The sequence below is a fragment of the Pseudomonas sp. Tun-23181 genome (genome assembly GCF_057415455.1).
This window is the reverse complement of record NZ_CM171630.1, coordinates 5,779,673-5,805,416: the sequence shown is the minus strand read 5'-3', so window position 1 is coordinate 5,805,416 and position 25,744 is coordinate 5,779,673. Positions and strand designations below refer to the sequence as shown.

The 25,744-nt window shown below is 63.3% G+C and carries 23 protein-coding genes; 17 read left to right on the top strand and 6 right to left on the bottom strand.

Annotated elements, in window-relative coordinates; genetic code table 11:
• The first annotated feature begins 88 nt into the window (after positions 1 to 88).
• Positions 89 to 1,036, top strand: a complete 948-nt coding sequence (locus ACDI39_RS27275) for a DUF6708 domain-containing protein (RefSeq protein ID WP_253103307.1) — start codon at positions 89 to 91, stop codon at positions 1,034 to 1,036.
• A gap of 446 nt (positions 1,037 to 1,482) precedes the next feature.
• Here the strand turns inward: ACDI39_RS27275 and ACDI39_RS27270 are convergent, their stop codons facing one another.
• Entirely contained in the window at positions 1,483 to 2,787 is a 1,305-nt protein-coding gene (locus tag ACDI39_RS27270; RefSeq protein WP_010793081.1) for an IS1380-like element ISPa33 family transposase, read from the bottom strand.
• A gap of 331 nt (positions 2,788 to 3,118) precedes the next feature.
• Between ACDI39_RS27270 and ACDI39_RS27265 the strand changes: the two genes are divergently transcribed.
• The 14 genes from ACDI39_RS27265 (at position 3,119) to nuoN (ending at position 20,274) form a co-directional block, all read left to right on the top strand.
• Positions 3,119 to 4,423 carry an IS1380-like element ISPa33 family transposase gene (locus ACDI39_RS27265; RefSeq protein ID WP_010793081.1) on the top strand — a complete coding sequence of 435 codons (1,305 nt, stop codon included), beginning with the start codon at positions 3,119 to 3,121 and terminating at the stop codon, positions 4,421 to 4,423.
• Positions 4,424 to 5,316: 893 nt separating this feature from the next.
• Positions 5,317 to 5,730 (top strand): NADH-quinone oxidoreductase subunit A, encoded by a 414-nt coding sequence (locus ACDI39_RS27260; protein WP_003251427.1) that lies wholly within the window; start codon positions 5,317 to 5,319, stop codon positions 5,728 to 5,730.
• A gap of 9 nt (positions 5,731 to 5,739) precedes the next feature.
• Positions 5,740 to 6,417 (top strand): NuoB/complex I 20 kDa subunit family protein, encoded by a 678-nt coding sequence (locus ACDI39_RS27255; RefSeq protein ID WP_225788448.1) that lies wholly within the window; start codon positions 5,740 to 5,742, stop codon positions 6,415 to 6,417.
• A 79-nt stretch (positions 6,418 to 6,496) separates the two neighbouring features.
• Positions 6,497 to 8,278 carry an NADH-quinone oxidoreductase subunit C/D gene (gene nuoC, locus ACDI39_RS27250; RefSeq protein WP_225788449.1) on the top strand — a complete coding sequence of 594 codons (1,782 nt, stop codon included), beginning with the start codon at positions 6,497 to 6,499 and terminating at the stop codon, positions 8,276 to 8,278.
• A gap of 2 nt (positions 8,279 to 8,280) precedes the next feature.
• Entirely contained in the window at positions 8,281 to 8,778 is a 498-nt protein-coding gene (gene nuoE, locus ACDI39_RS27245) for an NADH-quinone oxidoreductase subunit NuoE (protein WP_225788450.1), read from the top strand.
• Positions 8,775 to 10,139 carry an NADH-quinone oxidoreductase subunit NuoF gene (nuoF, locus tag ACDI39_RS27240; RefSeq protein ID WP_253081362.1) on the top strand — a complete coding sequence of 455 codons (1,365 nt, stop codon included), beginning with the start codon at positions 8,775 to 8,777 and terminating at the stop codon, positions 10,137 to 10,139. The genes nuoE and nuoF overlap by 4 nt, the downstream gene beginning before the upstream one ends.
• 133 nt (positions 10,140 to 10,272) lie before the next feature.
• A complete protein-coding gene (nuoG, locus tag ACDI39_RS27235; RefSeq protein WP_225788452.1) occupies positions 10,273 to 12,987 on the top strand; it encodes an NADH-quinone oxidoreductase subunit NuoG in 2,715 nt (904 codons plus the stop codon).
• Positions 12,984 to 13,991, top strand: coding sequence for an NADH-quinone oxidoreductase subunit NuoH (nuoH, locus tag ACDI39_RS27230; RefSeq protein WP_225788453.1), 1,008 nt, complete (start codon positions 12,984 to 12,986; stop codon positions 13,989 to 13,991). Before nuoG ends, nuoH begins: the two co-directional genes overlap by 4 nt.
• 11 nt (positions 13,992 to 14,002) lie before the next feature.
• Positions 14,003 to 14,551, top strand: coding sequence for an NADH-quinone oxidoreductase subunit NuoI (gene nuoI, locus ACDI39_RS27225; RefSeq protein ID WP_225788454.1), 549 nt, complete (start codon positions 14,003 to 14,005; stop codon positions 14,549 to 14,551).
• A gap of 10 nt (positions 14,552 to 14,561) precedes the next feature.
• Positions 14,562 to 15,062 (top strand): NADH-quinone oxidoreductase subunit J, encoded by a 501-nt coding sequence (gene nuoJ / locus ACDI39_RS27220; protein WP_070571836.1) that lies wholly within the window; start codon positions 14,562 to 14,564, stop codon positions 15,060 to 15,062.
• 3 nt (positions 15,063 to 15,065) lie between these two features.
• Positions 15,066 to 15,374 (top strand): NADH-quinone oxidoreductase subunit NuoK, encoded by a 309-nt coding sequence (gene nuoK, locus ACDI39_RS27215; RefSeq protein ID WP_225788455.1) that lies wholly within the window; start codon positions 15,066 to 15,068, stop codon positions 15,372 to 15,374.
• The gene (nuoL, locus tag ACDI39_RS27210; protein ID WP_486537186.1) at positions 15,371 to 17,224 is read left to right on the top strand and encodes an NADH-quinone oxidoreductase subunit L; all 1,854 of its coding nucleotides are present in this window, start codon (positions 15,371 to 15,373) and stop codon (positions 17,222 to 17,224) included. Before nuoK ends, nuoL begins: the two co-directional genes overlap by 4 nt.
• Before the next feature lie 40 nt (positions 17,225 to 17,264).
• A complete protein-coding gene (gene nuoM / locus ACDI39_RS27205; protein ID WP_410045525.1) occupies positions 17,265 to 18,797 on the top strand; it encodes an NADH-quinone oxidoreductase subunit M in 1,533 nt (510 codons plus the stop codon).
• A 7-nt stretch (positions 18,798 to 18,804) separates the two neighbouring features.
• Complete coding sequence (gene nuoN, locus ACDI39_RS27200; RefSeq protein ID WP_225788458.1) at positions 18,805 to 20,274, top strand: NADH-quinone oxidoreductase subunit NuoN; 1,470 nt, start codon at positions 18,805 to 18,807, stop codon at positions 20,272 to 20,274.
• Positions 20,275 to 20,342: 68 nt separating this feature from the next.
• Here nuoN and ACDI39_RS27195 read toward each other — a convergent pair whose 3' ends face one another.
• Positions 20,343 to 20,633, bottom strand: a complete 291-nt coding sequence (locus tag ACDI39_RS27195; RefSeq protein WP_225788459.1) for an Ogr/Delta-like zinc finger protein — start codon at positions 20,631 to 20,633, stop codon at positions 20,343 to 20,345.
• Positions 20,634 to 20,893: 260 nt separating this feature from the next.
• On the opposite strand from ACDI39_RS27195, the gene ACDI39_RS27190 reads away from it, so the two are divergent.
• On the top strand, positions 20,894 to 21,295 hold the full coding sequence (locus ACDI39_RS27190) for a helix-turn-helix domain-containing protein (RefSeq protein WP_225788460.1): 402 nt from the start codon (positions 20,894 to 20,896) through the stop codon (positions 21,293 to 21,295).
• A gap of 2 nt (positions 21,296 to 21,297) precedes the next feature.
• Here the strand turns inward: ACDI39_RS27190 and ACDI39_RS27185 are convergent, their stop codons facing one another.
• Genes ACDI39_RS27185 through ACDI39_RS27175 form a run of 3 tightly spaced genes read right to left on the bottom strand, consistent with a single transcriptional unit; the run spans position 21,298 to position 22,323 of the window.
• Positions 21,298 to 21,684 (bottom strand): hypothetical protein, encoded by a 387-nt coding sequence (locus ACDI39_RS27185; protein WP_225788461.1) that lies wholly within the window; start codon positions 21,682 to 21,684, stop codon positions 21,298 to 21,300.
• Positions 21,677 to 22,036 carry a head completion/stabilization protein gene (locus tag ACDI39_RS27180; RefSeq protein WP_225788485.1) on the bottom strand — a complete coding sequence of 120 codons (360 nt, stop codon included), beginning with the start codon at positions 22,034 to 22,036 and terminating at the stop codon, positions 21,677 to 21,679. The genes ACDI39_RS27185 and ACDI39_RS27180 overlap by 8 nt, the downstream gene beginning before the upstream one ends.
• Positions 22,037 to 22,074: 38 nt before the next feature.
• On the bottom strand, positions 22,075 to 22,323 hold the full coding sequence (locus ACDI39_RS27175; RefSeq protein ID WP_225788462.1) for a helix-turn-helix domain-containing protein: 249 nt from the start codon (positions 22,321 to 22,323) through the stop codon (positions 22,075 to 22,077).
• Positions 22,324 to 22,560: 237 nt separating this feature from the next.
• On the opposite strand from ACDI39_RS27175, the gene ACDI39_RS27170 reads away from it, so the two are divergent.
• Positions 22,561 to 24,633, top strand: coding sequence for a TonB-dependent receptor family protein (locus tag ACDI39_RS27170; RefSeq protein WP_225788463.1), 2,073 nt, complete (start codon positions 22,561 to 22,563; stop codon positions 24,631 to 24,633).
• Positions 24,634 to 24,660: 27 nt separating this feature from the next.
• Here ACDI39_RS27170 and ACDI39_RS27165 read toward each other — a convergent pair whose 3' ends face one another.
• Positions 24,661 to 25,725, bottom strand: a complete 1,065-nt coding sequence (locus tag ACDI39_RS27165; protein WP_225788464.1) for an AI-2E family transporter — start codon at positions 25,723 to 25,725, stop codon at positions 24,661 to 24,663.
• Between the last annotated feature and the right edge of the window lie 19 nt (positions 25,726 to 25,744).

The following is a 25,744-nucleotide window of genomic DNA, read 5'->3' as shown; positions in this document are numbered from 1 at the left end:
AAACTTCACGTCCGTCTCGCTGCCACTCTTACACGGCTCTTAAAATATTAATCAATCCAGCTCTCCTTGAACCTGCGAGGTCACCAGAGTGACTGAACATATTAAGCGCCTTCCTCATCGCCTAAGATTTGGAAGCACACAACTACACCACGGCCAGATTGACTCCCTCCCACAACCCGACGGTGTACGACGTATCAGCAAAAACTGTGTAGAGCTCGAAACATACACAAATTTCGGTCAAAGCGGTGCCGCTGGGTTCATTGGAATATCATTTCTAATCAGCATCATCGCAATTATCTTTGCAGCGTACATTATTGGTCCTAAAAACCTACAAGCCGAATCAATTTTTAAACTAATATTGTGGCTACCCGCACTACCGACAATAGCTTGCGTCTTTTATTTAGCAAGTGGCGCTCACCGCTGCCGTGGAGCATTTATTCGTATCCATCGCGGCATCCGTAAGCTCTATTTCATTTATCCTAACGACCGAAAACGCTTACACATCCTCGATTGGGACCGGATTGAAGCGGTCGCAGGCTACATCCCCATTGTCTCGACGGGTGTCTACACCTCACGCCATCCGCTCTATCTGTTCGGCATCGATTACGCAATGAACCCACCGACAGAAATATGCGCGGCTTGCGGTAATCTTGGCCTGCACGATGGCGATCGCTCGGCTCGCTCGCTTTGGGCATACCTTCAAGCCTTCATGGCCCACGGGCCGGAAGGCTTGCCCACCCCACCTCCACTCCCTCCCCGCCTTTCCCGACGCGACGCCACTCTTCAGCCCTACCGCGACTGGTATGCGAGCCTGCGCCGCCAACTTCATAAACCTTATGGTTGGTTATGGGCCCCTATCACCATCCCCGCGTGGATCATCTGGCTGCTTATCAATGCTTACCCCGACAGCGTCGAAGCCTGGCTGCAATACAACGTTCCCTACGCCACCTTTCCCGCTGAAATCGACATGCTCTGCGGCTTCGCCGAAAAGCGCAAACCAGTGATCCGGGTGAATGGTGAGCGTATCGAGCCGTAAATGAGTTCAAGTCTTGGAGCCGCTGGATACAACGATGCTCTGGTCTAACGTCATTGCGCTTAAAAACCTACAACATCTTGCAGAGAAGCGATGCGTCGGAATGCACGTCGGGGCTTGCCGCGCCGACCTTCGGTGTTACAGCCTTTAATCTAAAAAATTAAAAATAGTTACAAAAGCCGGGAAATCACTCGCCCCCTAACCCAGACCGGCATAACAATCTCGAACCGGAACACAATTAAAACCAGGAAGACAAACCATGTCAGTGATCTGGCTATTCGCCCCTAACCCGGATTTCTCATGAGGCCGGCAGGCGTGGCCGGTGAAGCCTCGGCGTATCAACAACCTGCCTTCCACCGCTAAAAATTGATCGTTTTTTATTCAATTCCCGCGTATGGGGCGCACTGCCCCCTTTCCCCCATTGAGCCGGGCCGGGGGCGCCCGCCTGTTCAGGTCGGCTTGAGGCGGGCAACCAGCCCCGCAAAGAGTTCCTGATGCGGATAGGCCTCGCTGATCAGCACGCGGATGCGCCGGCTGTTGCGAATGATCACCGCACCGATCTTGAGCAGTTTCAAGCGCAGGTTATGGATGCTCATGCGCGCCAATGCGGTGCCCTGGAGATGATCGCGTAGCCGTTCGAACAGCACATAGGCAAAGGCCGACAGCATCAGCCGCCACTGGTTGGTCCACCAGCGTGGGCTGGAGGTGCGGTCGGCGAACAGATCCAACTGTTGGTCCTTGATCCGATTCTCCATGTCGCCACGGCCGCAGTAGTCTTCGTAGTACTGCTGGGCAGCATCCTCGGCAAAGCGGGACACGACGATGAAGCGTGGATTGGCACCCTGCTCGCCATGTTCCAGGCGCGACACGACCAGGCGGCGCCTACGCCAACTACCGGCCTGATAGAGGAAGCGATACACGCCGGACATCTTCTGCCCGGTTTCTTGGTAGGCCTCGGCGACCGCTTGCATGGCCGGCGCCGCCATCCGCTGCAGGCGGGTGTTGCGGGCCAGACCCACCACATAATCCACCTGCTTGCGGTCACACCAGTCGAGCATGCGATGTCGGCAAAAACCGCCGTCACCGCGGAACACGATGCGGGTCTCTGGCCAGAAGCGGCGAATGAACTTGACCAGCAGTGCCAGGATGGCCCAACTGTGTCGGGCGCCATCGATGTTGCTCGGGCGCAAATAGCTCACCAGCAGATGGCGACCACAGAACACATAGAGCGGCAGGAAGCAGTAATGGTCGTAATAGCCATGGAAGAAGCGCCCTTCCTGATCTCCATGCACCGGCACATCGGTCGCATCGAAGTCGAGCACGATCTCAGCCGGCGCCTGGTCATGCTGGGCGATGAAGTGCTCCCACAGCAGGCGATGGGCTTGCACCACCGTTTCGCGATCGGCTTGCTGTTCCAGGCGCCCCAGAGTGGATTTGCCGGCCAGCGGTTGCAGGCGGTTGACCGCAGTCTGCAGCGCGTAGTCATGGCGCAGGCCGTCATGATCGTTGAGATCCTCGTAGCCGGCGGCCAGTGCATAGATACGCTGGGCGAGCAGTGTCTGCAGTCCATGCTGGACACGCCCAGGATCACGCCGATCGGGAACGATTTTGGCCAGGCGGCGGGTCAAGCCATGTTGCCGGTCGACCTCGCGCAGCAGCAACAAGCCCGCATCCGAGGTGATGTGACCACCGGTGAAAGAGGCCTCGACGAGGCGGCGAGAGAGGGGTGAAAAGTGGAGTTTTTCTGGTAGCATTTTGTGCGCGGCTGAAGACTTATGGGGCTTTGTTTGGCGACAAGAATCATAAGGCTTTCAGCCGTTTTTGTTTATGCGGTCATGAGAAATCCGGGCTAAATGCAAAACAGAAACCAAACCTAGAATCTCTAGCCAAATATCCAGCACAACCAACGAAACATTAACCTTGCGCAACCCATGGGTAACCGACTCTGTATTCATGGGAAAGCTCTACACCGCAATGACAGTAGGATTAGCCCGGATTTCTCATGACCGCATAAACAAAAACGGCTGAAAGCCTTATGATTCTTGTCGCCAAACAAAGCCCCATAAGTCTTCAGCCGCGCACAAAATGCTACCAGAAAAACTCCACTTTTCACCCCTCTCTCGCCGCCTCGTCGAGGCCTCTTTCACCGGTGGTCACATCACCTCGGATGCGGGCTTGTTGCTGCTGCGCGAGGTCGACCGGCAACATGGCTTGACCCGCCGCCTGGCCAAAATCGTTCCCGATCGGCGTGATCCTGGGCGTGTCCAGCATGGACTGCAGACACTGCTCGCCCAGCGTATCTATGCACTGGCCGCCGGCTACGAGGATCTCAACGATCATGACGGCCTGCGCCATGACTACGCGCTGCAGACTGCGGTCAACCGCCTGCAACCGCTGGCCGGCAAATCCACTCTGGGGCGCCTGGAACAGCAAGCCGATCGCGAAACGGTGGTGCAAGCCCATCGCCTGCTGTGGGAGCACTTCATCGCCCAGCATGACCAGGCGCCGGCTGAGATCGTGCTCGACTTCGATGCGACCGATGTGCCGGTGCATGGAGATCAGGAAGGGCGCTTCTTCCATGGCTATTACGACCATTACTGCTTCCTGCCGCTCTATGTGTTCTGTGGTCGCCATCTGCTGGTGAGCTATTTGCGCCCGAGCAACATCGATGGCGCCCGACACAGTTGGGCCATCCTGGCACTGCTGGTCAAGTTCATTCGCCGCTTCTGGCCAGAGACCCGCATCGTGTTCCGCGGTGACGGCGGTTTTTGCCGACATCGCATGCTCGACTGGTGTGACCGCAAGCAGGTGGATTATGTGGTGGGTCTGGCCCGCAACACCCGCCTGCAGCGGATGGCGGCGCCGGCCATGCAAGCGGTCGCCGAGGCCTACCAAGAAACCGGGCAGAAGATGTCCGGCGTGTATCGCTTCCTCTATCAGGCCGGTAGTTGGCGTAGGCGCCGCCTGGTCGTGTCGCGCCTGGAACATGGCGAGCAGGGTGCCAATCCACGCTTCATCGTCGTGTCCCGCTTTGCCGAGGATGCTGCCCAGCAGTACTACGAAGACTACTGCGGCCGTGGCGACATGGAGAATCGGATCAAGGACCAACAGTTGGATCTGTTCGCCGACCGCACCTCCAGCCCACGCTGGTGGACCAACCAGTGGCGGCTGATGCTGTCGGCCTTTGCCTATGTGCTGTTCGAACGGCTACGCGATCATCTCCAGGGCACCGCATTGGCGCGCATGAGCATCCATAACCTGCGCTTGAAACTGCTCAAGATCGGTGCGGTGATCATTCGCAACAGCCGGCGCATCCGCGTGCTGATCAGCGAGGCCTATCCGCATCAGGAACTCTTTGCGGGGCTGGTTGCCCGCCTCAAGCCGACCTGAACAGGCGGGCGCCCCCGGCCCGGCTCAATGGGGGAAAGGGGGCAGTGCGCCCCATACGCGGGAATTGAATAAAAAACGATCAATTTTTAGCGGTGGAAGGCAGGTTGTTGATACGCCGAGGCTTCACCGGCCACGCCTGCCGGCCTCATGAGAAATCCGGGCTAGTCATACCAACTAACGCGTGCTTGCTGGCGGTGTATACAGAACCACCTGTCACACTGGCATTCAACCCCGCTAGCGAGGCGACATCGTGGGGCTGCTGCACAGCCCCGAACAGCAGTTGAGCGGCCTTGCCTGACCCGCATTGGAGAACACCTGCTACAAGTGCAACGCACGGATCGACATCTATGTCTATGCTTGAAGCAGCACTGTCACTTGGGCTGCCTCCCAAACCGACAGGCCGTTCTGGCCCTGGCCACTACCTCTTCTATATATGCTCTCTGCTGGCCAACGGAAGCTCAATCGATAAAGCATTGATCCAGAGCGGTGCAGGTGACGCGCGCAACTGCTAGAACGAGAGCCTTTCGCATTTGCAATGCAGCGAGGACGCGCAGTGAACTTTGCAAGATTCGGCCCTCTTAGAATGTCGAACGCCAAGTTAAATGAAATTAATTATCATTACGATGATGCCCAGTCATTACGCCACGCAAGAAACATAATTAACAAAAGCATGCGCAATGCCCGAAACTCAAGGCTTTCAGCCATTTACGAAAGATTTTTGTTCTTAATCCTACGAATAAATTTGCCACAGAAATTTTACTTGCTGTGGGTTTACCCATAAAATCAGCGCGATTGATTCAGCTGCGACATTTGGTCACTGCATCCGCGACACCGAGTCGCCGCTCTACTTATTTCAGACTGCAGAGCTGGGTCTCTGTATAAGGATTTCCAACATGTCCGATTCGGCAGGACTCATCGCCCACAACTGGGGCTTTGCCATCTTCCTCCTGGGTGTCGTCGGCCTGTGCGCCTTCATGCTCGGCCTCTCCAGCCTGCTCGGCAGCAAGGCTTGGGGTCGCGCCAAGAACGAACCCTTCGAATCGGGCATGCTGCCCGTCGGCAGCGCCCGCCTGCGCCTGTCCGCCAAATTCTATCTGGTCGCGATGCTGTTCGTGATCTTCGATATCGAAGCCCTCTTTCTCTTTGCATGGTCCGTGTCGGTGCGCGAAAGCGGCTGGACCGGATTCGTCGAAGCACTCGTTTTCATAGCAATTCTGTTGGCAGGTCTTGTCTACCTTTGGCGGGTCGGGGCGCTCGATTGGGCGCCCGAGGGTCGCCGCAAGCGGCAAGCGAAGCTGAAACAATGAGGCTTTGGCATGCAATACAATCTCACCAGAATCGATCCGGATGCGCCCAACGAGCAGTATCCTGTCGGTGATCGGGAAACCGTCACCGATCAGCTGCTAGAGGACCAGGTCCACAAGAACATCTTCATGGGCAAGCTCGAAGATGTGCTGCGTGGCGCGGTCAACTGGGGTCGCAAGAACTCCCTCTGGCCGTACAACTTCGGCCTGTCCTGCTGCTACGTGGAAATGACCACGGCCTTCACGGCGCCCCACGACATCGCCCGCTTCGGCGCCGAAGTCATCCGGGCCTCGCCGCGCCAGGCCGACTTCATGGTCATCGCCGGTACCTGCTTCATCAAGATGGCGCCGATCATCCAGCGCCTGTACGAGCAGATGCTCGAGCCGAAGTGGGTGATTTCCATGGGCTCGTGTGCCAACTCCGGTGGCATGTACGACATTTACTCGGTCGTTCAGGGGGTCGACAAGTTCCTCCCCGTGGATGTCTACGTGCCTGGCTGCCCGCCTCGCCCCGAAGCTTTCCTGCAAGGCCTGATGCTGCTGCAGGAGTCGATCGGCCAGGAGCGACGCCCGCTTTCCTGGGTCGTCGGCGATCAAGGCATTTATCGTGCCGAGATGCCCGCCCAGAAAGACCTGCGTCGTGAACAGCGCATCCAGGTCACCAACCTGCGCAGCCCCGACGAAGTCTGATCCAGCGACATGCCGCCCGCTCCCGAAGGAGCCGGCGGCCTGGCTTCATTCTCTACGTTGACTCAAAGCGACCGAGACCATGACAGCGGACACCGCTATTTATATTCCGCCTTACAAGGCTGACGACCAGGATGTGGTCGTCGAACTGCACAATCGTTTTGGCGCCGAGGCATTCGTCGCCCAGGAAACCCGCACCGGCATGCCGGTCCTGTGGGTGAACCGCGCCCAGCTCAAAGACGTCCTCAGCTTCCTGCGCAACGTCGCCAAGCCGTACAGCATGCTGTACGACCTGCATGGCGTCGACGAACGCCTGCGCACCCAGCGCCGTGGCCTGCCGGCCGCCGACTTCAGCGTGTTCTACCACCTGCTGTCGGTCGAGCGTAACAGCGACGTGATGATCAAGGTTTCGCTCAGCGAGGGCGACCTGAACCTGCCGTCGGTCACCAGCATCTGGCCCAACGCCAACTGGTACGAGCGCGAAGTCTGGGACATGTTCGGCATCGACTTCGCCGGCCACCCGCACCTGTCGCGCATCCTCATGCCGCCGACCTGGGAAGGCCACCCGCTGCGCAAGGACTTCCCGGCGCGCGCCACCGAGTTCGACCCGTACAGCCTGAACCTGGCCAAGCAGCAGCTCGAAGAGGAATCGGCACGCTTCAACCCCGAAGCCTGGGGCATGAAGCGCCACGGTACCCACGAGGACTACATGTTCCTCAACCTCGGCCCCAACCACCCATCCGCCCACGGTGCCTTCCGTATCGTCCTGCAGCTGGACGGCGAAGAGATCGTCGACTGCGTCCCGGACATCGGCTACCACCACCGTGGCGCCGAGAAGATGGCCGAACGCCAGTCCTGGCACAGCTTCATCCCCTACACCGACCGTATCGACTACCTCGGCGGGGTGATGAACAACCTGCCGTACGTACTGGCCGTCGAGAAGCTGGCCGGCATCAAGGTGCCGGAGAAGGTCGACACCATCCGCGTGATGCTGGCCGAGTTCTTCCGGATCACCAGCCACCTGCTGTTCCTGGGTACCTACATCCAGGACGTCGGCGCCATGACCCCGGTGTTCTTCACCTTCACCGACCGCCAGCGCGCCTACACCGTGATCGAGGCGATCACCGGTTTCCGCCTGCACCCGGCCTGGTACCGCATCGGCGGTGTCGCCCACGACCTGCCACGCGGCTGGGACAAGCTGGTCAAGGACTTCGTCGACTGGCTGCCCAAGCGCCTGGACGAATACGAAAAGGCCGCCCTGCAGAACAGCATCCTGCGCGGCCGGACCATCGGCGTTGCCGCCTACAACACCAAGGAAGCCCTGGAGTGGGGCACCACCGGCGCCGGCCTGCGGTCCACCGGTTGCGACTTCGACCTGCGCAAGGCGCGCCCCTACTCCGGCTACGAGAATTTCGAGTTCGAAGTCCCGCTGGCCCACAACGGCGATGCCTACGATCGCTGCATGGTCCGCGTCGAGGAGATGCGCCAGAGCATCCGCATCATCGACCAGTGCCTGCGCAACATGCCGGAAGGCCCGTACAAGGCGGATCACCCGCTGACCACGCCGCCACCGAAAGAGCGCACCCTGCAGCACATCGAGACCCTGATCACGCACTTCCTGCAAGTCTCGTGGGGCCCGGTCATGCCGGCCAACGAGTCGTTCCAGATGATCGAGGCGACCAAGGGCATCAACAGTTACTACCTGACGAGCGATGGCGGCACCATGAGCTACCGCACCCGGATCCGTACCCCGAGCTACGCGCACCTGCAGCAGATCCCTTCGGTGATCCGCGGCAGCATGGTCGCCGACCTCATCGCGTACCTGGGCAGTATCGACTTCGTTATGGCTGACGTGGACCGCTAAGCATGAACAGCACGCTTATCCAAACCGACCGTTTCGTCCTGAGCGAAACCGAGCGCTCGGCCATCGAGCACGAGATGCACCACTACGAGGACCCGCGCGCGGCGTCCATCGAAGCCCTGAAGATCGTCCAGAAGGAACGCGGCTGGGTGCCGGACGGCGCCATCTACGCCATCGGCGAAGTCCTCGGCATCCCCGCCAGCGACGTCGAGGGCGTGGCCACCTTCTACAGCCAGATCTTCCGCCAGCCGGTCGGCCGTCACATCATCCGCGTCTGCGACAGCATGGTCTGCTACATCGGCGGCCATGAGTCGGTGGTCAGCCAGATCCAGAGCGAACTGGGCATCGGCCTCGGCCAGACCACCCCGGACGGCCGCTTCACCCTGCTGCCGGTCTGCTGCCTGGGCAACTGCGACAAGGCCCCGGCCCTGATGATCGACGACGACACCTTTGGCGACGTGCAACCTGCCGGCGTTGCCAAGCTGCTGGAGGGCTACGCATGACCATCACTTCCTTCGGCCCGGCCAACCGCATCGCGCGTTCGGCCGAAACCCATCCGCTGACCTGGCGCCTGCGCGACGACGGCGAGCCGGTGTGGCTCGACGAGTACCAGGCCAAGAACGGCTATGCCGCCGCCCGCAAGGCGTTGGCCGAAATGTCCCAGGACGACATCGTCCAGACCGTCAAGGATTCCGGCCTCAAGGGCCGTGGCGGCGCGGGCTTCCCCACCGGCGTGAAGTGGGGCCTGATGCCCAAGGACGAGTCCTTGAACATCCGCTACCTGCTGTGCAACGCGGACGAGATGGAGCCCAACACCTGGAAGGACCGCATGCTGATGGAGCAACAGCCCCATCTGCTGGTCGAAGGCATGCTGATCAGCGCCCGCGCCCTGAAGGCCTACCGCGGCTACATCTTCCTGCGCGGCGAGTACACCACCGCGGCGAAGCACCTCAACCGCGCCATCGACGAAGCCAAGGCCGCGGGCCTCTTGGGCAAGAACATCCTCGGTTCGGGCTTCGACTTCGAGCTGTTCGTGCACACCGGTGCCGGGCGCTACATCTGCGGTGAAGAGACCGCACTGATCAACTCCCTGGAAGGCCGCCGCGCCAACCCGCGCTCCAAGCCGCCCTTCCCTGCCGCCGTCGGCGTGTGGGGCAAGCCGACCTGCGTCAACAACGTCGAGACCCTGTGCAACGTGCCAGCCATCGTTGGCAACGGCGTCGACTGGTACAAGTCGCTGGCCCGCGAAGGCAGCGAGGACCACGGCACCAAGCTGATGGGCTTCTCCGGCAAGGTGAAGAACCCGGGCCTGTGGGAGCTGCCGTTCGGCGTCACCGCCCGCGAGCTGTTCGAGGACTATGCCGGTGGCATGCGCGACGGCTACAAGCTCAAGTGCTGGCAGCCAGGCGGCGCCGGTACCGGCTTCCTGCTGCCCGAACACCTGGATGCGCAAATGTACGCCGGCGGCATCGCCAAGGTCGGTACGCGCATGGGCACAGGCCTGGCCATGGCGGTGGACGACAGCATCAACATGGTGTCGCTGCTGCGCAACATGGAGGAGTTCTTCGCCCGCGAGTCCTGCGGCTGGTGCACCCCGTGCCGCGACGGCCTGCCCTGGAGCGTGAAGATGCTCCGCGCCCTGGAGAAGGGCCAAGGCAAACCGGAAGACATCGAGACCCTGCTGGGCCTGGTCAACTTCCTCGGCCCCGGCCGCACCTTCTGCGCCCACGCCCCGGGCGCCGTCGAGCCGCTGGGCAGTGCCATCAAGTATTTCCGGTCGGAGTTCGAGGCCGGCGTCGCCGCCCACACGGGCAGCGAGGCCCTGCGCCCGAACCTGGCCAAGCCGATCGTGGTCGGCGCATAACAAGATGAAGCGCGGGTGGTCCGTGCCACCCGCCGGCCTCGCAGGCTCGCCCGGCCCTCACCGCGCGAGCCGCAGGCACACCGATTTCCATTAGCCACGCCTGCTCACGCGGGCCAACGAAGAACTTTGAACCATGGCCACTATCCACGTAGACGGCAAAGCGCTCGAAGTCAACGGTGCGGACAACCTGTTACAGGCCTGTCTGTCACTCGGCCTCGACATCCCCTATTTCTGCTGGCACCCGGCGCTCGGTAGCGTCGGTGCCTGCCGGCAGTGCGCGGTCAAGCAGTACACCGACGAGAACGACACCCGTGGTCGTATCGTCATGTCCTGCATGACCCCTGCCTCCGACGGCACCTGGATCTCCATCGACGATGAAGAGTCCAAGGCGTTTCGCGCCAGCGTCGTCGAATGGCTGATGACCAACCACCCGCACGACTGCCCGGTGTGCGAGGAAGGCGGTCACTGCCACCTGCAGGACATGACGGTAATGACCGGCCACAACGAGCGCCGCTACCGTTTCACCAAGCGTACTCACCAGAACCAGGACCTCGGCCCGTTCATCGCCCATGAGATGAACCGCTGCATCGCCTGTTACCGCTGCGTGCGCTACTACAAGGACTATGCCGGCGGCACCGACCTGGGTGTCTACGGCGCCCACGACAACGTGTACTTCGGTCGCGTCGAGGACGGCGTGCTGGAGAGCGAGTTCTCCGGCAACCTGACCGAGGTCTGCCCGACCGGTGTGTTCACCGACAAGACCCACTCCGAGCGCTACAACCGCAAGTGGGACATGCAGTTCGCCCCGAGCATCTGCCACGGCTGCTCCAGCGGCTGCAACATCAGCCCCGGCGAGCGCTACGGCGAACTGCGCCGTATCGAGAACCGCTTCAACGGCTCGGTCAACCAGTACTTCCTGTGCGACCGTGGCCGCTTCGGCTATGGCTACGTCAACCGCAAGGACCGTCCGCGCCAGCCGATGCTCGCCGACGGTACCAAGCTGGGCCTGGACGCCGCCCTGGACAAGGCTGCCGACCTGCTGCGCGGCCGCACCATCGTCGGCATCGGCTCGCCGCGCGCGAGCCTGGAGAGCAACTACGGCCTGCGCGAGCTGGTCGGTGCCGAGTACTTCTACTCGGGCATGGAGGCCGGTGAGCTGGCCCGCGTGCGCCTGGCCCTGAACGTGCTGAACGACAGCCCGCTGCCCGTGCCGACCCTGCGCGAGATCGAGGACCACGATGCCGTGTTCGTCCTCGGCGAGGACCTGACCCAGACCGCCGCCCGTGTCGCCCTGGCCGTGCGCCAGGCCACCAAGGGCAAGGCCGAGGCCATGGCCGACGCCATGAAGGTCCAGCCGTGGCTCGACGCCGCGGTGAAGAACATCGGCCAGCACGCCCTGTACCCGCTGTTCATCGCCAGCCTGGCCGAGACCAAGCTCGACGACGTCGCCGAGGAATGCGTCCACGCAGCCCCGGCCGACCTCGCCCGCCTGGGCTTCGCCGTGGCCCACGCCATCGACCCGAGCGCTCCGGCCGTCGAGGGCCTGGACAGCGAAGCCAAGGCCCTGGCCCAGCGTATCGCCGATGCCCTGGTCGCCGCCCAGCGTCCGCTGGTCGTGGCCGGTACGTCGCTGGCCGACCCGGCGCTGATCGAGGCCGCCGCCAACATCGCCAAGGCCCTGAAGCTGCGCGAGAAGAACGGTTCGCTGAGCCTCGTGGTGCCCGAAGCCAACAGCCTGGGCATGGCCATGATGGGCGGCGAGTCCGTGGACGCCGCGCTGGACGCGGTGATCAGCGGCAAGGCCGACGCCATCGTGGTACTGGAGAACGACCTGTACGCCCGGGTGCCGGCCGCCAAGGTCGATGCGGCCCTGGCCGCGGCCAAGGTGGTGATCGTCGCCGACCACTCCAAGACTGCCACCACCGCTCGCGCCCACCTAGTGCTGCCAGCTGCCTCCTTCGCCGAAGGCGACGGCACCCTGGTCAGCCAGGAAGGCCGTGCCCAGCGCTTCTTCCAGGTATTCGACCCGCAGTACCTGGACAGCAGCATCCTGATCCACGAAGGCTGGCGCTGGATGCACGCCCTGCGTGCCACCCTGCTGAACAAGCCGGTCGACTGGACCCAGCTGGACCACGTCACCAGCGCCTGCGCCGAAGCCGCACCGCAACTGGCCGGCATCGTCAATGCCGCGCCGAGCGCCGCGTTCCGCATCAAGGGCCTGAAGCTGGCGCGCGAGCCGTTGCGCTACTCCGGCCGTACCGCCATGCGCGCCAACATCAGCGTGCATGAGCCACGCACCCCGCAAGACAAGGACAGCGCCTTCGCCTTCTCCATGGAAGGCTACTCGGGCAGCGCCGAGCCGCGCCAGCAGGTGCCGTTCGCCTGGTCGCCGGGCTGGAACTCGCCGCAGGCCTGGAACAAGTTCCAGGACGAGGTCGGTGGTCACCTGCGCGCGGGCGACCCAGGTATCCGCCTGATCGAGTCTCAAGGCGATCGCCTGAACTGGTTCACCGCCATCCCGGGCGCCTTCAACCCGGCCCGTGGCACCTGGCAGGCCGTGCCCTTCTACCACCTGTTCGGCAGCGAGGAGAACTCGTCGCGTGCCGCCCCGGTGCAGGAGCGCATTCCGGCCGCCTACGTGGCCCTGGCCAAGTCCGAGGCCGACCGCCTGGGCGTCAACGACGGCGCCCTGCTCAGCCTGAACGTGGCGGGCCAGTCGCTGCGCCTGCCGCTGCGTGTCAATGAACAGCTGGGCGCAGGCCTGGTCGCCCTGCCGAAAGGCCTGGCCGGTATTCCGCCAGCGATCTTCGGCGCAACCGTCGAAGGCCTGCAGGAGGCAGCACAATGAGCTGGTTCACCCCCGAAGTGATCGAAGTGATCCTCTCCGTCGTCAGGGCCATCGTGGTCCTGCTGGCGGTGGTGGTCTGCGGCGCGCTGCTCAGCTTCGTCGAGCGCCGCCTGCTGGGCTGGTGGCAGGACCGCTACGGTCCGAACCGCGTCGGCCCGTTCGGCATGTTCCAGATCGCCGCCGACATGCTGAAGATGTTCTTCAAGGAAGACTGGAACCCGCCCTTCGTCGATCGCATGATCTTCACCCTGGCGCCCGTGGTGGCCATGAGCGCCCTGCTGATCGCCTTCGTGATCATCCCGATCACCCCGACCTGGGGCGTTGCCGACCTGAACATCGGCTTGCTGTTCTTCTTCGCCATGGCCGGCCTTTCGGTCTATGCGGTGCTGTTCGCCGGCTGGTCGTCGAACAACAAGTACGCCCTGCTCGGCAGCCTGCGGGCCTCGGCGCAGACCGTGTCGTACGAAGTGTTCCTGGGCCTGGCGCTGATGGGCGTGGTGGTTCAGGCCGGTTCGTTCAACATGCGCGACATCGTCGACTACCAGGCGCAGAACCTGTGGTTCATCATTCCGCAGTTCTTCGGCTTCTGCACCTTCTTCATCGCTGGCGTCGCCGTGACCCACCGTCACCCGTTCGACCAGCCGGAAGCGGAACAGGAACTGGCCGACGGCTACCACATCGAGTATGCCGGCATGAAGTGGGGCATGTTCTTCGTCGGCGAGTACATCGGCATCATCCTGATCTCGGCGCTGCTGGTGACCCTGTTCTTCGGCGGCTGGCACGGCCCGTTCGGCCTGCTGCCACAGGTACCGTTCCTGTGGTTCGCGCTCAAGACCGCGTTCTTCATCATGCTGTTCATCCTGCTGCGCGCCTCGATCCCGCGCCCACGCTATGACCAGGTGATGGACTTCAGCTGGAAGTTCTGCCTGCCGCTGACCCTGATCAATTTGCTGGTGACCGCTGCGATCGTGCTCTACAACACGCCAGCCGTCGCGGCCCAGTGAGGATTTGACCCATGTTCAAATATATCGGCGATATCGTTAAGGGCACCGGCACCCAGCTGCGCAGCCTGGCGATGATATTTTCCCACGGGTTCCGCAAGCGCGACACCCTGCAGTACCCCGAAGAACCTGTGTACCTGCCGCCGCGCTACCGTGGCCGCATCGTCCTGACCCGCGACCCCGACGGCGAGGAGCGCTGCGTGGCGTGCAACCTCTGCGCGGTGGCCTGCCCGGTCGGCTGCATCTCGCTGCAGAAGGCCGAGACCGAGGACGGCCGCTGGTATCCGGAGTTCTTCCGCATCAACTTCTCGCGCTGCATCTTCTGCGGCCTGTGCGAGGAAGCGTGCCCGACCACCGCGATCCAGCTGACCCCGGATTTCGAAATGGCCGAGTTCAAGCGTCAGGACCTGGTGTACGAGAAGGAAGACCTCCTGATCTCCGGCCCCGGCAAGAACCCTGACTACAACTTCTACCGTGTTGCGGGCATGGCCATCGCCGGCAAGCCGAAAGGCGCCGCGCAGAACGAAGCCGAGCCGATCAACGTGAAGAGCTTGCTCCCATAAGGACAGAAAGATGGAATTCGCTTTCTACTTCGCATCCGGGATCGCCGTGGTCTCCACCCTTCGGGTGGTGACCGGCACCAACCCCGTGCACGCCCTGCTCTACCTGATCATTTCCCTGATCTCCGTGGCGATGATCTTCTTCTCCCTGGGTGCACCGTTCGCCGGCGCCCTGGAAGTGATCGCCTACGCTGGCGCCATCATGGTGCTGTTCGTCTTCGTGGTGATGATGCTCAACCTCGGGCCGGCCTCGGTCGCCCAGGAACGCGGCTGGCTCAAGCCAGGCATCTGGGCCGGGCCGGTATTCCTGGCCGCCCTGCTGCTGCTGGAGCTGCTCTACGTGCTGTTCGCCGAGCCGAGCGGCGCGGCCATCAGCGGTACCACCGTGGACGCCAAGACCGTCGGCATCAGCCTGTTCGGTCCTTACCTGCTGGTGGTCGAACTGGCCTCGATGCTGCTGCTCGCCGCAGCCGTCACGGCCTTCCACCTGGGCCGCAACGAGGCGAAGGAGTAAATCATGCCTGCTATCCCTCTCGAGCACGGTCTGGCAGTCGCCGGCATCCTGTTCTGCCTCGGTCTGGTCGGCCTGATGGTCCGGCGCAACATTCTCTTCGTACTCATGAGCCTGGAAGTCATGATGAACGCCTCTGCCCTGGCGTTCATCGTCGCCGGCAGCCGCTGGGTGCAACCGGATGGACAGGTGATGTTCATCCTGGTGATCAGCCTGGCGGCGGCCGAGGCCAGCATTGGCCTGGCGATCCTGCTGCAGCTGTATCGCCGCTTCCACACTCTCGACATCGATGCTGCCAGTGAGATGCGCGGATGAACCTTCTCTTCCTGACTTTCGTCTTTCCCCTGATCGGCTTCCTGCTGCTGTCGTTCTCCCGCGGTCGGTTCTCGGAGAACCTGTCCGCGCTGATCGGCGTCGGTTCCGTCGGCCTCTCGGCCGCGGTGGCCGCCTACGTGATCTGGCAGTTCAACGTCGCGCCACCTGAAGGTGGCGCGTACAGCCAGCTGCTGTGGCAGTGGATGTCGGTGGACGGCTTCGCGCCGAACTTCACCCTGTACCTGGACGGCCTGTCGGTCACCATGCTCGGCGTGGTCACCGGCGTCGGCTTCCTGATCCACCTGTTCGCCTCCTGGTACATGCGCGGTGAAGCCGGCTATTCGCGGTTCTTCGCCTACACCAACCTGTTCATCGCCAGCATGCTGTTCCTGGTGCTGGGCGACAACCTGCTGTTCATCTACTTCGGTTGGGAAGGCGTGGGCCTGTGCTCGTACCTGTTGATCGGTTTCTACTACAGCAACCGCAACAACGGCAACGCAGCCCTGAAGGCCTTCATCGTCACCCGTGTCGGCGACGTGTTCATGGCCATCGGCCTGTTTATCCTGTTCGTCCAGCTGGGTACCCTGGACGTCCAGGAGCTGCTGGTGCTGGCACCGCAGAAGTTCCAGGCTGGCGACACCTGGATGGTCCTGGCGACCCTGATGCTGCTCGGCGGTGCGGTCGGCAAGTCGGCCCAGCTGCCGCTGCAGACCTGGCTCGCCGACGCGATGGCCGGCCCGACCCCGGTCTCGGCGCTGATCCACGCCGCGACCATGGTGACCGCGGGCGTCTACCTGATCGCCCGTACCCACGGCCTGTTCGCCCTGGCGCCGGACATCCTGCACCTGGTCGGCATCGTCGGTGGCGTGACCCTGGTCCTGGCCGGCTTCGCCGCCCTGGTACAAACCGACATCAAGCGTATCCTCGCCTACTCGACCATGAGCCAGATCGGCTACATGTTCCTGGCGCTCGGCGTGGGTGCCTGGGACGCGGCGATCTTCCACCTGATGACCCACGCATTCTTCAAGGCCCTGCTGTTCCTTGCCTCCGGTGCGGTGATCAATGCCTGCCACCACGAGCAGAACATCTTCAAGATGGGCGGCCTGTGGAAGAAACTGCCGCTGGCCTACGCCAGCTTCGTGGTCGGTGGCGCCGCCCTGGCGGCCCTGCCGATCCTGACCGTCGGCTTCTACTCCAAGGACGAGATCCTCTGGGAAGCCTTCGCCAGCGGCCACACCGGCCTGTTGTACGCCGGCCTGGTCGGTGCATTCATGACCTCGCTGTACACCTTCCGGCTGATCTTCATCGCCTTCCACGGCGAAGCCAAGACCGAAGCCCACGCTGGCCACGGCATCGCCCACTGGCTGCCGCTGGGCGTGCTGATCGTGCTGTCGACCTTCATCGGTGCCTGGATCCATCCGCCGCTGGCCGGCGTGCTGCCTGAGAGCGTCGGCCATGCCGGCGGCGAAGCCAAGCACAGCCTGGAGATCGCCTCGGGCGCCATCGCCATCGCCGGTATCCTGCTGGCGGCGGTGCTGTTCCTGGGCAAGCGTCGCCTGGTCACCGCCATCGCCAGCAGCGGCATCGGTCGTGTCCTGTCGGCCTGGTGGTTCGCTGCCTGGGGCTTCGACTGGATCTACGACAAGCTGTTCGTCAAACCCTACCTGCTGATCAGCCACATCCTGCGCAAGGATCCGGTTGACCGCAGCATCGGCCTGATTCCTCGGATGGCACGCGGCGGTCACGTCGCCATGAGCAAGACCGAGACCGGCCAGCTGCGCTGGTACACCGCCTCGATCGCCGTGGGTGCCGTGCTCGTGCTCGGTGCCGTGCTGATGGCTGCGGTATGACTATGAACCTTGCGACTTTGCGAAAGGAAACGAACCCGTCATGATTCTGCCTTGGCTGATCCTGATCCCCTTCATCGGCGGCCTCCTGTGCTGGCTGGGTGAGCGCTTCGGCACCACCCTGCCTCGCTGGATCGCGCTGCTGACCATGTCCCTGTTGCTCGGTATCGGCCTGTGGCTGTGGGGCAACGGCGACTACACCCTGGCCCCGGCTCCGGGCGCGGAACCGGCCTGGACCCTGGAATACAAGCTCCAGTGGATCCAGCGCTTCGGCATCAGCATCCACCTGGCCCTCGATGGCCTGTCGCTGCTGATGATCCTGCTGACCGGCCTGCTCGGCGTACTGTCGGTGCTGTGCTCCTGGAAAGAGATCCAGCGCCATGTCGGCTTCTTCCACCTCAACCTGATGTGGATCCTCGGTGGCGTGGTCGGTGTGTTCCTGGCCCTGGACCTGTTCCTGTTCTTCTTCTTCTGGGAAATGATGCTGGTGCCGATGTACTTCCTCATCGCGCTCTGGGGTCACAGCTCCGCGGACGGCAAGAAGACCCGGATCTACGCCGCGACCAAGTTCTTCATCTTCACCCAGGCCAGCGGCCTGATCATGCTGGTGGCGATCCTCGGCCTGGTGCTGGTCAACTACAACGCCACCGGCGTCATCACCTTCAACTACAGCGACCTGCTCAAGGCGCAGATGCCGGCCGGCACCGAGTTCCTGCTGATGCTGGGCTTCTTCATCGCCTTCGCGGTGAAGCTGCCGGTGGTGCCGTTCCACTCCTGGCTGCCTGACGCCCACGCCCAGGCGCCGACCGCAGGCTCCGTGGACCTGGCGGGCATCCTGCTGAAGACCGCGGCCTATGGCCTGCTGCGCTTCGCCCTGCCGCTGTTCCCGAATGCCTCGGCGGAGTTCGCGCCGGTGGCCATGGCCCTGGGCCTGATCGGTATCTTCTACGGTGCCTTCCTGGCCTTCGCGCAAACCGACATCAAGCGCCTGGTCGCCTTCTCCAGCGTCTCGCACATGGGCTTCGTGCTGATCGGCATCTACTCCGGCAGCCAGCAGGCCCTGCAGGGCGCGGTGATCCAGATGCTGGCCCACGGCCTGTCGGCCGCCGCGCTGTTCATCCTCGCCGGCCAGCTGTACGAACGCCTGCACACCCGCGACATGCGCCAGATGGGTGGCCTGTGGCACCGCATCGCCTACCTGCCGGCGATCAGCCTGTTCTTCGCCGCCGCCTCGCTGGGCCTGCCGGGCACCGGTAACTTCGTCGGCGAATTCCTGATCCTGATCGGCAGCTTCGCCAGCGTGCCATGGATTGCCGTGATCGCCACCACTGGCTTGGTCTTCGGCTCCGTGTACTCGCTGATCATGATCCACCGAGCCTACTTCGGCCCGACCAAGACCGACGCCGTGCTGGCCGGCATGGATGGCCGCGAACTGGTCATGGTCCTGGGCCTGGCGGTGCTGCTGGTCCTGCTGGGCGTGTACCCGCAGCCGTTCCTGGATACCTCTGCCGCCACCATGAGCGGTGTGCAGCAGTGGCTCGGTTCCGCTTTCACTCAACTCGCTTCGGCCCGGTAAGAGCGCTATGGAATTCACCACTCAACACTTCATCGCATTGGCGCCGATACTGATCACCACCATCACCACGGTGGTGGTGATGCTGGCCATCGCCTGGCGCCGTAACCACTCGCAGACCTTCCTGCTGTCCACCGTGGGCCTGAACCTGGCCCTGCTGTCGATCCTCCCGGCGTTGAAGGTCGCGCCGCTGGCGGTCACCTCGCTGGTCACCTTCGACAAGTTCGCCTGCCTGTACATGGCGCTGGTCCTGGTGGCCACGCTGGCCTGCGTCACCCTCGCCCACGCCTACCTGGGCGAGGGCTCAAAGGGCTACCCAGGCAACCGCGAAGAGCTGTACCTGCTGCTGCTGATGTCTGCCCTGGGTGGCCTGGTGCTGGTCAGCGCCAACCACCTGGCTGGCCTGTTCATCGGCCTCGAGCTGCTGTCGGTCCCGGTCTACGGCCTGGTGGCGTATGCCTTCTTCAACAAGCGCTCGCTGGAAGCCGGCATCAAGTACATGGTGCTCTCTGCGGCGGGTTCGGCCTTCCTGCTGTTCGGCATGGCCCTGCTGTACGCCGACGCCGGCAGCCTGACCTTCGACGGCATCGGCAAGGCCCTGGCCAGCACCGGCATGCCGAGCCTGCTGGCCCAACTGGGCCTGGGCATGATGCTGGTCGGCCTGGCATTCAAGCTGTCGCTGGTGCCCTTCCACCTGTGGACCCCGGACGTCTACGAAGGCGCCCCGGCACCGGTCGCCGCGTTCCTGGCCACGGCCAGCAAGGTCGCGGTGTTCGCCGTGGTGGTACGCCTGTTCATGCTCTCCCCTGCTGCCAGCAGCGGCGTGCTGAGCACCGTCCTGGCAGTGATCGCGGTCGCCTCGATCCTGATCGGCAACCTGCTGGCGCTGACCCAGAGCAACCTCAAGCGTCTGCTCGGTTACTCGTCCATCGCCCACTTCGGCTACCTGGTGATCGCCCTGGTGGCGAGCAAGGGCCTGGCCACCGAAGCCATCGGCGTGTACCTGGTCACCTACGTGATCACCAGCCTGGGCGCCTTCGGCGTGATCACCCTGATGTCCTCGCCTTACGGCGGCCGTGACGCCGACGCCCTGTACGAGTACCGTGGCCTGTTCTGGCGCCGTCCGTACCTGACCGCGGTGCTCACCGTGATGATGCTGTCGCTGGCCGGTATCCCGCTGACCGCGGGCTTCATCGGCAAGTTCTACATCATCGCTACCGGCGTCGAGTCGCACCTGTGGTGGCTGGTCGGCGCCCTGGTGATCGGTAGCGCCATCGGCGTGTACTACTACCTGCGCGTCATGGTCACCCTGTACCTGGTCGAGCCGAACCTGCGTCGCCACGACGCCCCGCTGAAGTGGGAACAGCGCACCGGCGGCGTCATGCTGCTGGCCATCGCCATCCTCGCCTTCGTCCTCGGCGTGTATCCGCAGCCACTGCTGGAACTGGTGCAACAAGCCGGCTTGCAACTGGTCGGCTGATCGCCTGGCAGAAACAAGACACCCCGCTCATGCGGGGTGTTTTTTTATGGGCTGGCCACAAAGGCATGTCATACCGTGCCAGGTGTCTCGGCACTCTCACGGCTCGGCTTGCCTGCCCTGCCTGGATTACGGGCGGCACGTCGCAGTTCGCCATAGGCGCTGGGCAGGTGCACATCGGGGTTCGGCATGCCGCTGGGGGATAGCTCATGGGTCATCTCGAACTGGGCACGTACCGACCAGCCACAGGCTTCGTTGATGCATTGCAGGTAGGCGACCCTGAGAAAGACGTGCCGCCCTTCGCTGGTTCGAATGCGCATTCGGCTGTTGCAATGAGGGCAGACCAGCTTGTAGCTACTCACATCGACCTCCTGCCGGACATCCGGGACGCCATGAGGCTGCCTGGTGATGTCGAGCAGTCCCGCTCCCGTACGTCCATTACCCAGGCCGACTCTTGTAGGCCAATTCTGCAATTCTCGTAGGCATGCGCCCATGCAAATGTGGGATTTTTCGTCGCTATCATATTGCGTACCATTCGAAGCTGAGTGGGATCCTGCCAATATATTCAAATCGAGTATTCATTTCCTACGCATCTTATCAGAGCTCGCTACGGATATTCATAATGAGTAATAAATGCCTTCCTGCAATCCTGGGCCGCTTGAAGCTCATGACGGGGTCCAGCACCGACGCAGAGCTTGCCAAGGCCCTCGACGTGAGCCCGCAGACATTGAGCAGTTGGAAAGTACGCGAGCGCATTCCCTATGCGTTATGCATAGACCTGGCGCTGGCACACGGGCTTTCCCTCGACTGGCTGTTGCTGGGCGAAGGTGCCCAGGCCCGCACGCCAGCCGCCCCCTCGGATGCCACCACAGCGCCAGGCTGGGAGCCGGACCTGATGAGGCAGTTGCAGGGCCTGTCGCCCGGCGACCTGCAGGCCATCCGCGCCAACGTCGAGGACAAGTTGCGCCTCTACCAATTGGAGCAACGTGTGGACGAGCTGAGCAACCGCCTGGCCGGACGATAGGGCTACCCTCCCCGTCGCCAGCGCTGGACGATGTCCTTGAGATCGGCCGCATCCAGCCAGAACATGACCTTGATGCTGATCGGGATCACCACCACCGCCGCGACGAAGGCCGCGACGCCGCTGGATAAAAAAGGCACCAGCGACAGCATCAGCGGCGTGAAGAGATAGCCCACGCCCGCAGACAAGAGCAGCGTCACCATCCGCTGCCATACCTTCAATGGCCTGCGCGAGCCGATCACGACCCAGGCCTTGAGCCTGCGCCGTGAGCTGCTGACCAGCCAGGCGCCAAGCAGTGCGCCGAACACGGCCTGGCTGTCGAACCCCAGTGCCTCGCCACTGACCTGGCTCTGCCGCCAAGCCAACGCGGCAGCCTCCACGACCTCATGCATACGGCACCTCACACTGCCTGCTGTTGATCGCCGGCATGGCATGGCGGACCAGTGCACGTCGGGTAGCGGCTTCCACCAGGCGCAGGTAGCAGATCGACAGTGCCCGGCCATGGGCATGCCCCGAGACGTCGGCAAGGCGCCGGTAGCCGCGCTCGCGCAAGCAGCGCCGCCAGGTGGCGAACTCCCGGGCAGCGATATCGACCCCCTCCCACGCGGCGAGCTCCAGTTGCGTATCGCTGACATGCCCTGGCAGTTGCAGCCGTTGGCGCAGCGCCTGCAACTCGATACGTGGCCAGAAAGGGTCGTGGCACGCCAGGTAGCGCCGCCCGGGCAGCGTCGGCTCATCGTGCATCGGGGAGTGTGAAACACAGTTCATCAGGACGGCCCCCATCACTGGTCCTGCAACATGCCGTAGCGGATCGCCTTGATCACCGCGGCGATGCGCGTATTCACCGCGAACTTGCGCAGCACGTTGCCGATATGGAAGTTCACGGTCGACTCCTTGCAGCCGAGGATCTGGCCGATTTCCCAGGATGTCTTGCCATAGGCACACCAGAGCAGTACCTGGCTTTCCCGGCGGGTAAGCGGGACGGGTGGCTCGTGATCGGGGTCAGGTTTGCAGGGGATTGTGGAATGCATGGGAACGCTCTCTTTGCACAGTCGAAACGGGCCCGCAGGGCCGTTCACAGTTGATGTGCATGCACCTTACGAAGCCGCTGCGGCCCCGCTCCAGCAGCGCACCTTGTAAAGCGGCGCGCTACAAAAACGTCATACCTGCGGCCCCCGGATCTTCACCCGGCTGCCGGACGTGCTCTGAGCGGCCTTTCGCGCGTCTGACCTCCATTGCCTGCCGCCCCTTCTACCTGGAGTCGTACGATGCGCCCCGTTTCACCTGTCACTTGTGCTTTCGGCCTGTTGGTCAGCAGCGCCGCCACACCGACAATGGCTGCGGCGCCGGTGGAACTCGGCCAGGTACTGATCGAAGACCAGCGACAGGGCGAGCTGGAGGCCGCGGCGCAACGCCTGCACGAGGTGCCGGGGGCGAGCAATCTGGTCGACATGCAGCAGGTAGGCCAGGGCCGCGTCGCCAGCAACCAGGACGTGCTGGCCTACCAGCCCGGGGTGTTCGCCCAGTCGGCAGGCAACGACGGCATCAAGCTGTCGATCCGCGGCTCGGGCATCAATCGCGCTCCCGGCGCCCACGGCTCCGGGGTCTACACGATGTTCGACGGCCTGCCCCTGACCGGTCCTGGTGGCACGCCCTACGAGCTGTTCGAGCCGCTGTGGCTCAGCCGTGCCGAAGTGCTGCGCGGCGCCAATGGTTTCGACCAGGGCGCCCTGGCCCTGGGTGGCGCGATCAACTACGTGACCCATACCGGCTACGATGCCGCGCCGCTGCAACTGCGCTATGAAGTCGGCAGCCGGGGCTACCAGCACCGGCACATCAGCTCCGGCCAGGTGCTGGGCGACCTCGACTACTACGTGGCCCTGACCGACGCGGAATACGACGGCTACCAAGAGCACAGCAGCGGCAGCGCCAAAGGCATCGCCGCCAACGTCGGCTACCGGTTCAATCCGAACCTCGAGACGCGCTTCTACCTGCGCTACCGGGAAACCGAGAACGAACTGGCCGGGCGCCTGACCAAGCAGCAGATCAAACATCACCCCCGCGATGCCAACCCAGCCTACCTGGCCCGCGACGACAGCCGCCCGCAACCGGGCAGCACCTGGGTGGGCAACAAGACCACCTTCTACCTGGACGACGATGCTCGCCTGGAAACCGGGCTGGTCTATCACGACTACCCGATGGACCTGCGCGAAGGCCCGATGCGGCTGAAGGTCGCCTATACCGATGTCAGTGGGACACTGAACTATTTGCGCCGCGACACCTTGTGGGGCCACGAGAGCAAGACCACCGTCGGTTGGCGCACCACCAAGCACCTGCCCAACAGCGGTGCCTCGCAGTTCGCGCGCAATCGTGACGTCATCGGTGAGCGCACCCGCGACTTCAGCTACCAAGGCTCGGACACGGTGCTGCACGTGGGCAATGACCTGGAGCTGGTTCCCAACCTGTGGCTGACCACAGGCCTGGCGATGATCTATACCCGCCGTGAAAGCGATGTCACCTACCCTACCGCAGGCGGCAAGGTCAGCCAGCATGACTGGGACTACGCACCGCGCCTGGGGCTACGCTACGACGTCACCCCGAACGTGCAGGTCTATGGCAACCTGAGCCGTTCGGTGGAGCCGCCACATCCGTGGTCGCTGATCTGGAGTGCGCCCGCCGTGAGCGGTGGGCAGATCCAGCCCATCGAAATGCAGAACCAGACCGCCACCACGCTGGAGCTGGGCGGCCGGGGCGATGCCGCCTTCGGCCGCTGGGAGCTGGCCTGGTACTACTCGCAAGTGCGCCATGAACTGCTGGCGGTGGAGATCGTGCCCGGCACCCCAGCGGCCGAGTTCAACGCCAGCGCCACCGTGCACCAGGGTGTCGAGGCCAGCCTGGACAGCACGCTCTGGGAACGCCCCGGCACGGGAAGGCTGGCCTTGCGCCAGGCCTACACCTTCAGCGATTTCCACTACCGCGACGACGACACGTTCGGCGACAACCGCCTGCCCGGCATTCCCATGCACTACTACCAGGCCGAGCTGCGCTACGACTGGCCGAGTGGTTTCTACGCCGGGCTCAATACCCAGATGGCCTCGAAGGTCCAGGTCGACTATGCCAACAGCTACCCTGCCGACGCCTATGCCCTGCTCGGTGCGCGCCTGGGCTGGAACTCGCCGAAGCAGGACTGGCAGACCTGGCTGGACCTGCGCAACCTGACCAACAAGCGGTATGCAGCGACGGTGACGCCGGGGTACGACGATGGCGGACGGGACATTGCTCGCTCGACGCCGGGGGAAGGGTTCGGGGTGTATGCAGGGGTCTCGTACAGCTTCCGCTAGGCCGATCCTGGGGTCGCTTCGCAGCGCTCAAGAAGGCAACTGCACCTGCGGCTTCGTATCGGCGAAGATCGCCCAGCTGGAGATGAACAACGCGGCGATCAGCGGACCGATGACGAAGCCGTTGAGCCCGAACACCGCCAGGCCGCCGAGGGTGGAGACCAGGATCAGGTAGTCGGGCATCCGGGTGTCCTTGCCCACCAGGATCGGCCGCAGCAGATTGTCCACCAGGCCGATCACCAGCACGCCGAAGGCGGTCAGCACCACGCCCTGCCAGATCGCTCCGGTGAGCAGGAAGTACAGCGCCACCGGCGCCCAGACGATCCCCGCCCCCACCGCCGGCAGCAATGACAGGAACGCCATCAGCACGGCCCAGACCAGCGCGCTGGGGATGCCCAGCACCCAGAAGATGAAGCCGCCCAAGGCGCCCTGGGTGATGGCCACCAGCAGGTTGCCCTTCACCGTGGCGCGCACCACCCGGTTGAATTTCAGTTGCAGGCGGCGCTTCTGCTGCTCCGGCAGGGGGACGGCCAGACGGACCCTGCGCGCCAGGTCCGCGCCTTCGCGCAGGAAGAAGAACAGTAGGTAGAGCATGATGCCGAAGCTCACCAGGAAGTCGAAGGTCCCCTGGCCGAAGCTGAAGGCCTGGCTGGCGAGGAACTGGCTGCCCTGGGTCGCCCACTTGCTGATCTTGTCGCGCAGGCCGTCCAGGTTGCCCAGGCCCATGTGGTCCAGGCCGTTCTGGGCGAAGGCCGGGAGCATGTCCTTGCCCCGTTCGAGGTAGCCGGCGATGTCCAGTTGCCCGCTTTCGATGCGTTGGTAGAGCGCGGCGCCTTCCTGCACCAGCAAGGTGCTGATGACGATCACCGGCAGGATGGCGATCAGCAAGCAGATCAGCAGGCTGATGGCGGCGGCCAGGTTGCGTCGCCGGCCGACACGCACCAGCAGGCTACGTTGCAACGGCGCGAACAGGATGCCGAGGATCACCGCCCAGAAGATCGCCCCGTAGTACGGCAGCAGGATCCACGCGAAAGCGACGCTCACCAGCGTCAGGAGCACGGCCAGGGCCTTGTTCTGCAAAGCGGTAGGGTTCATGGAGGTTCCTCGACTGTCC

Excerpts from the sequence above, each read along its gene's own strand:
- ACDI39_RS27270 (WP_010793081.1), bottom strand. The coding sequence starts at position 2,787 with ATGCTACCAGAAAAACTCCACTTTTCACCCCTCTCTCGCCGCCTCGTC.
- ACDI39_RS27265 (WP_010793081.1), top strand. The coding sequence starts at position 3,119 with ATGCTACCAGAAAAACTCCACTTTTCACCCCTCTCTCGCCGCCTCGTC.
- ACDI39_RS27260 (WP_003251427.1), top strand. The coding sequence starts at position 5,317 with ATGTCCGATTCGGCAGGACTCATCGCCCACAACTGGGGCTTTGCCATC.
- ACDI39_RS27255 (WP_225788448.1), top strand. The coding sequence starts at position 5,740 with ATGCAATACAATCTCACCAGAATCGATCCGGATGCGCCCAACGAGCAG.
- nuoC (WP_225788449.1), top strand. The coding sequence starts at position 6,497 with ATGACAGCGGACACCGCTATTTATATTCCGCCTTACAAGGCTGACGAC.
- nuoE (WP_225788450.1), top strand. The coding sequence starts at position 8,281 with ATGAACAGCACGCTTATCCAAACCGACCGTTTCGTCCTGAGCGAAACC.
- nuoF (WP_253081362.1), top strand. The coding sequence starts at position 8,775 with ATGACCATCACTTCCTTCGGCCCGGCCAACCGCATCGCGCGTTCGGCC.
- nuoG (WP_225788452.1), top strand. The coding sequence starts at position 10,273 with ATGGCCACTATCCACGTAGACGGCAAAGCGCTCGAAGTCAACGGTGCG.
- nuoH (WP_225788453.1), top strand. The coding sequence starts at position 12,984 with ATGAGCTGGTTCACCCCCGAAGTGATCGAAGTGATCCTCTCCGTCGTC.
- nuoI (WP_225788454.1), top strand. The coding sequence starts at position 14,003 with ATGTTCAAATATATCGGCGATATCGTTAAGGGCACCGGCACCCAGCTG.
- nuoJ (WP_070571836.1), top strand. The coding sequence starts at position 14,562 with ATGGAATTCGCTTTCTACTTCGCATCCGGGATCGCCGTGGTCTCCACC.
- nuoK (WP_225788455.1), top strand. The coding sequence starts at position 15,066 with ATGCCTGCTATCCCTCTCGAGCACGGTCTGGCAGTCGCCGGCATCCTG.
- nuoL (WP_486537186.1), top strand. The coding sequence starts at position 15,371 with ATGAACCTTCTCTTCCTGACTTTCGTCTTTCCCCTGATCGGCTTCCTG.
- nuoM (WP_410045525.1), top strand. The coding sequence starts at position 17,265 with ATGATTCTGCCTTGGCTGATCCTGATCCCCTTCATCGGCGGCCTCCTG.
- nuoN (WP_225788458.1), top strand. The coding sequence starts at position 18,805 with ATGGAATTCACCACTCAACACTTCATCGCATTGGCGCCGATACTGATC.
- ACDI39_RS27190 (WP_225788460.1), top strand. The coding sequence starts at position 20,894 with ATGAGTAATAAATGCCTTCCTGCAATCCTGGGCCGCTTGAAGCTCATG.
- ACDI39_RS27185 (WP_225788461.1), bottom strand. The coding sequence starts at position 21,684 with ATGCATGAGGTCGTGGAGGCTGCCGCGTTGGCTTGGCGGCAGAGCCAG.
- ACDI39_RS27180 (WP_225788485.1), bottom strand. The coding sequence starts at position 22,036 with ATGCACGATGAGCCGACGCTGCCCGGGCGGCGCTACCTGGCGTGCCAC.
- ACDI39_RS27175 (WP_225788462.1), bottom strand. The coding sequence starts at position 22,323 with ATGCATTCCACAATCCCCTGCAAACCTGACCCCGATCACGAGCCACCC.
- ACDI39_RS27170 (WP_225788463.1), top strand. The coding sequence starts at position 22,561 with ATGCGCCCCGTTTCACCTGTCACTTGTGCTTTCGGCCTGTTGGTCAGC.
- ACDI39_RS27165 (WP_225788464.1), bottom strand. The coding sequence starts at position 25,725 with ATGAACCCTACCGCTTTGCAGAACAAGGCCCTGGCCGTGCTCCTGACG.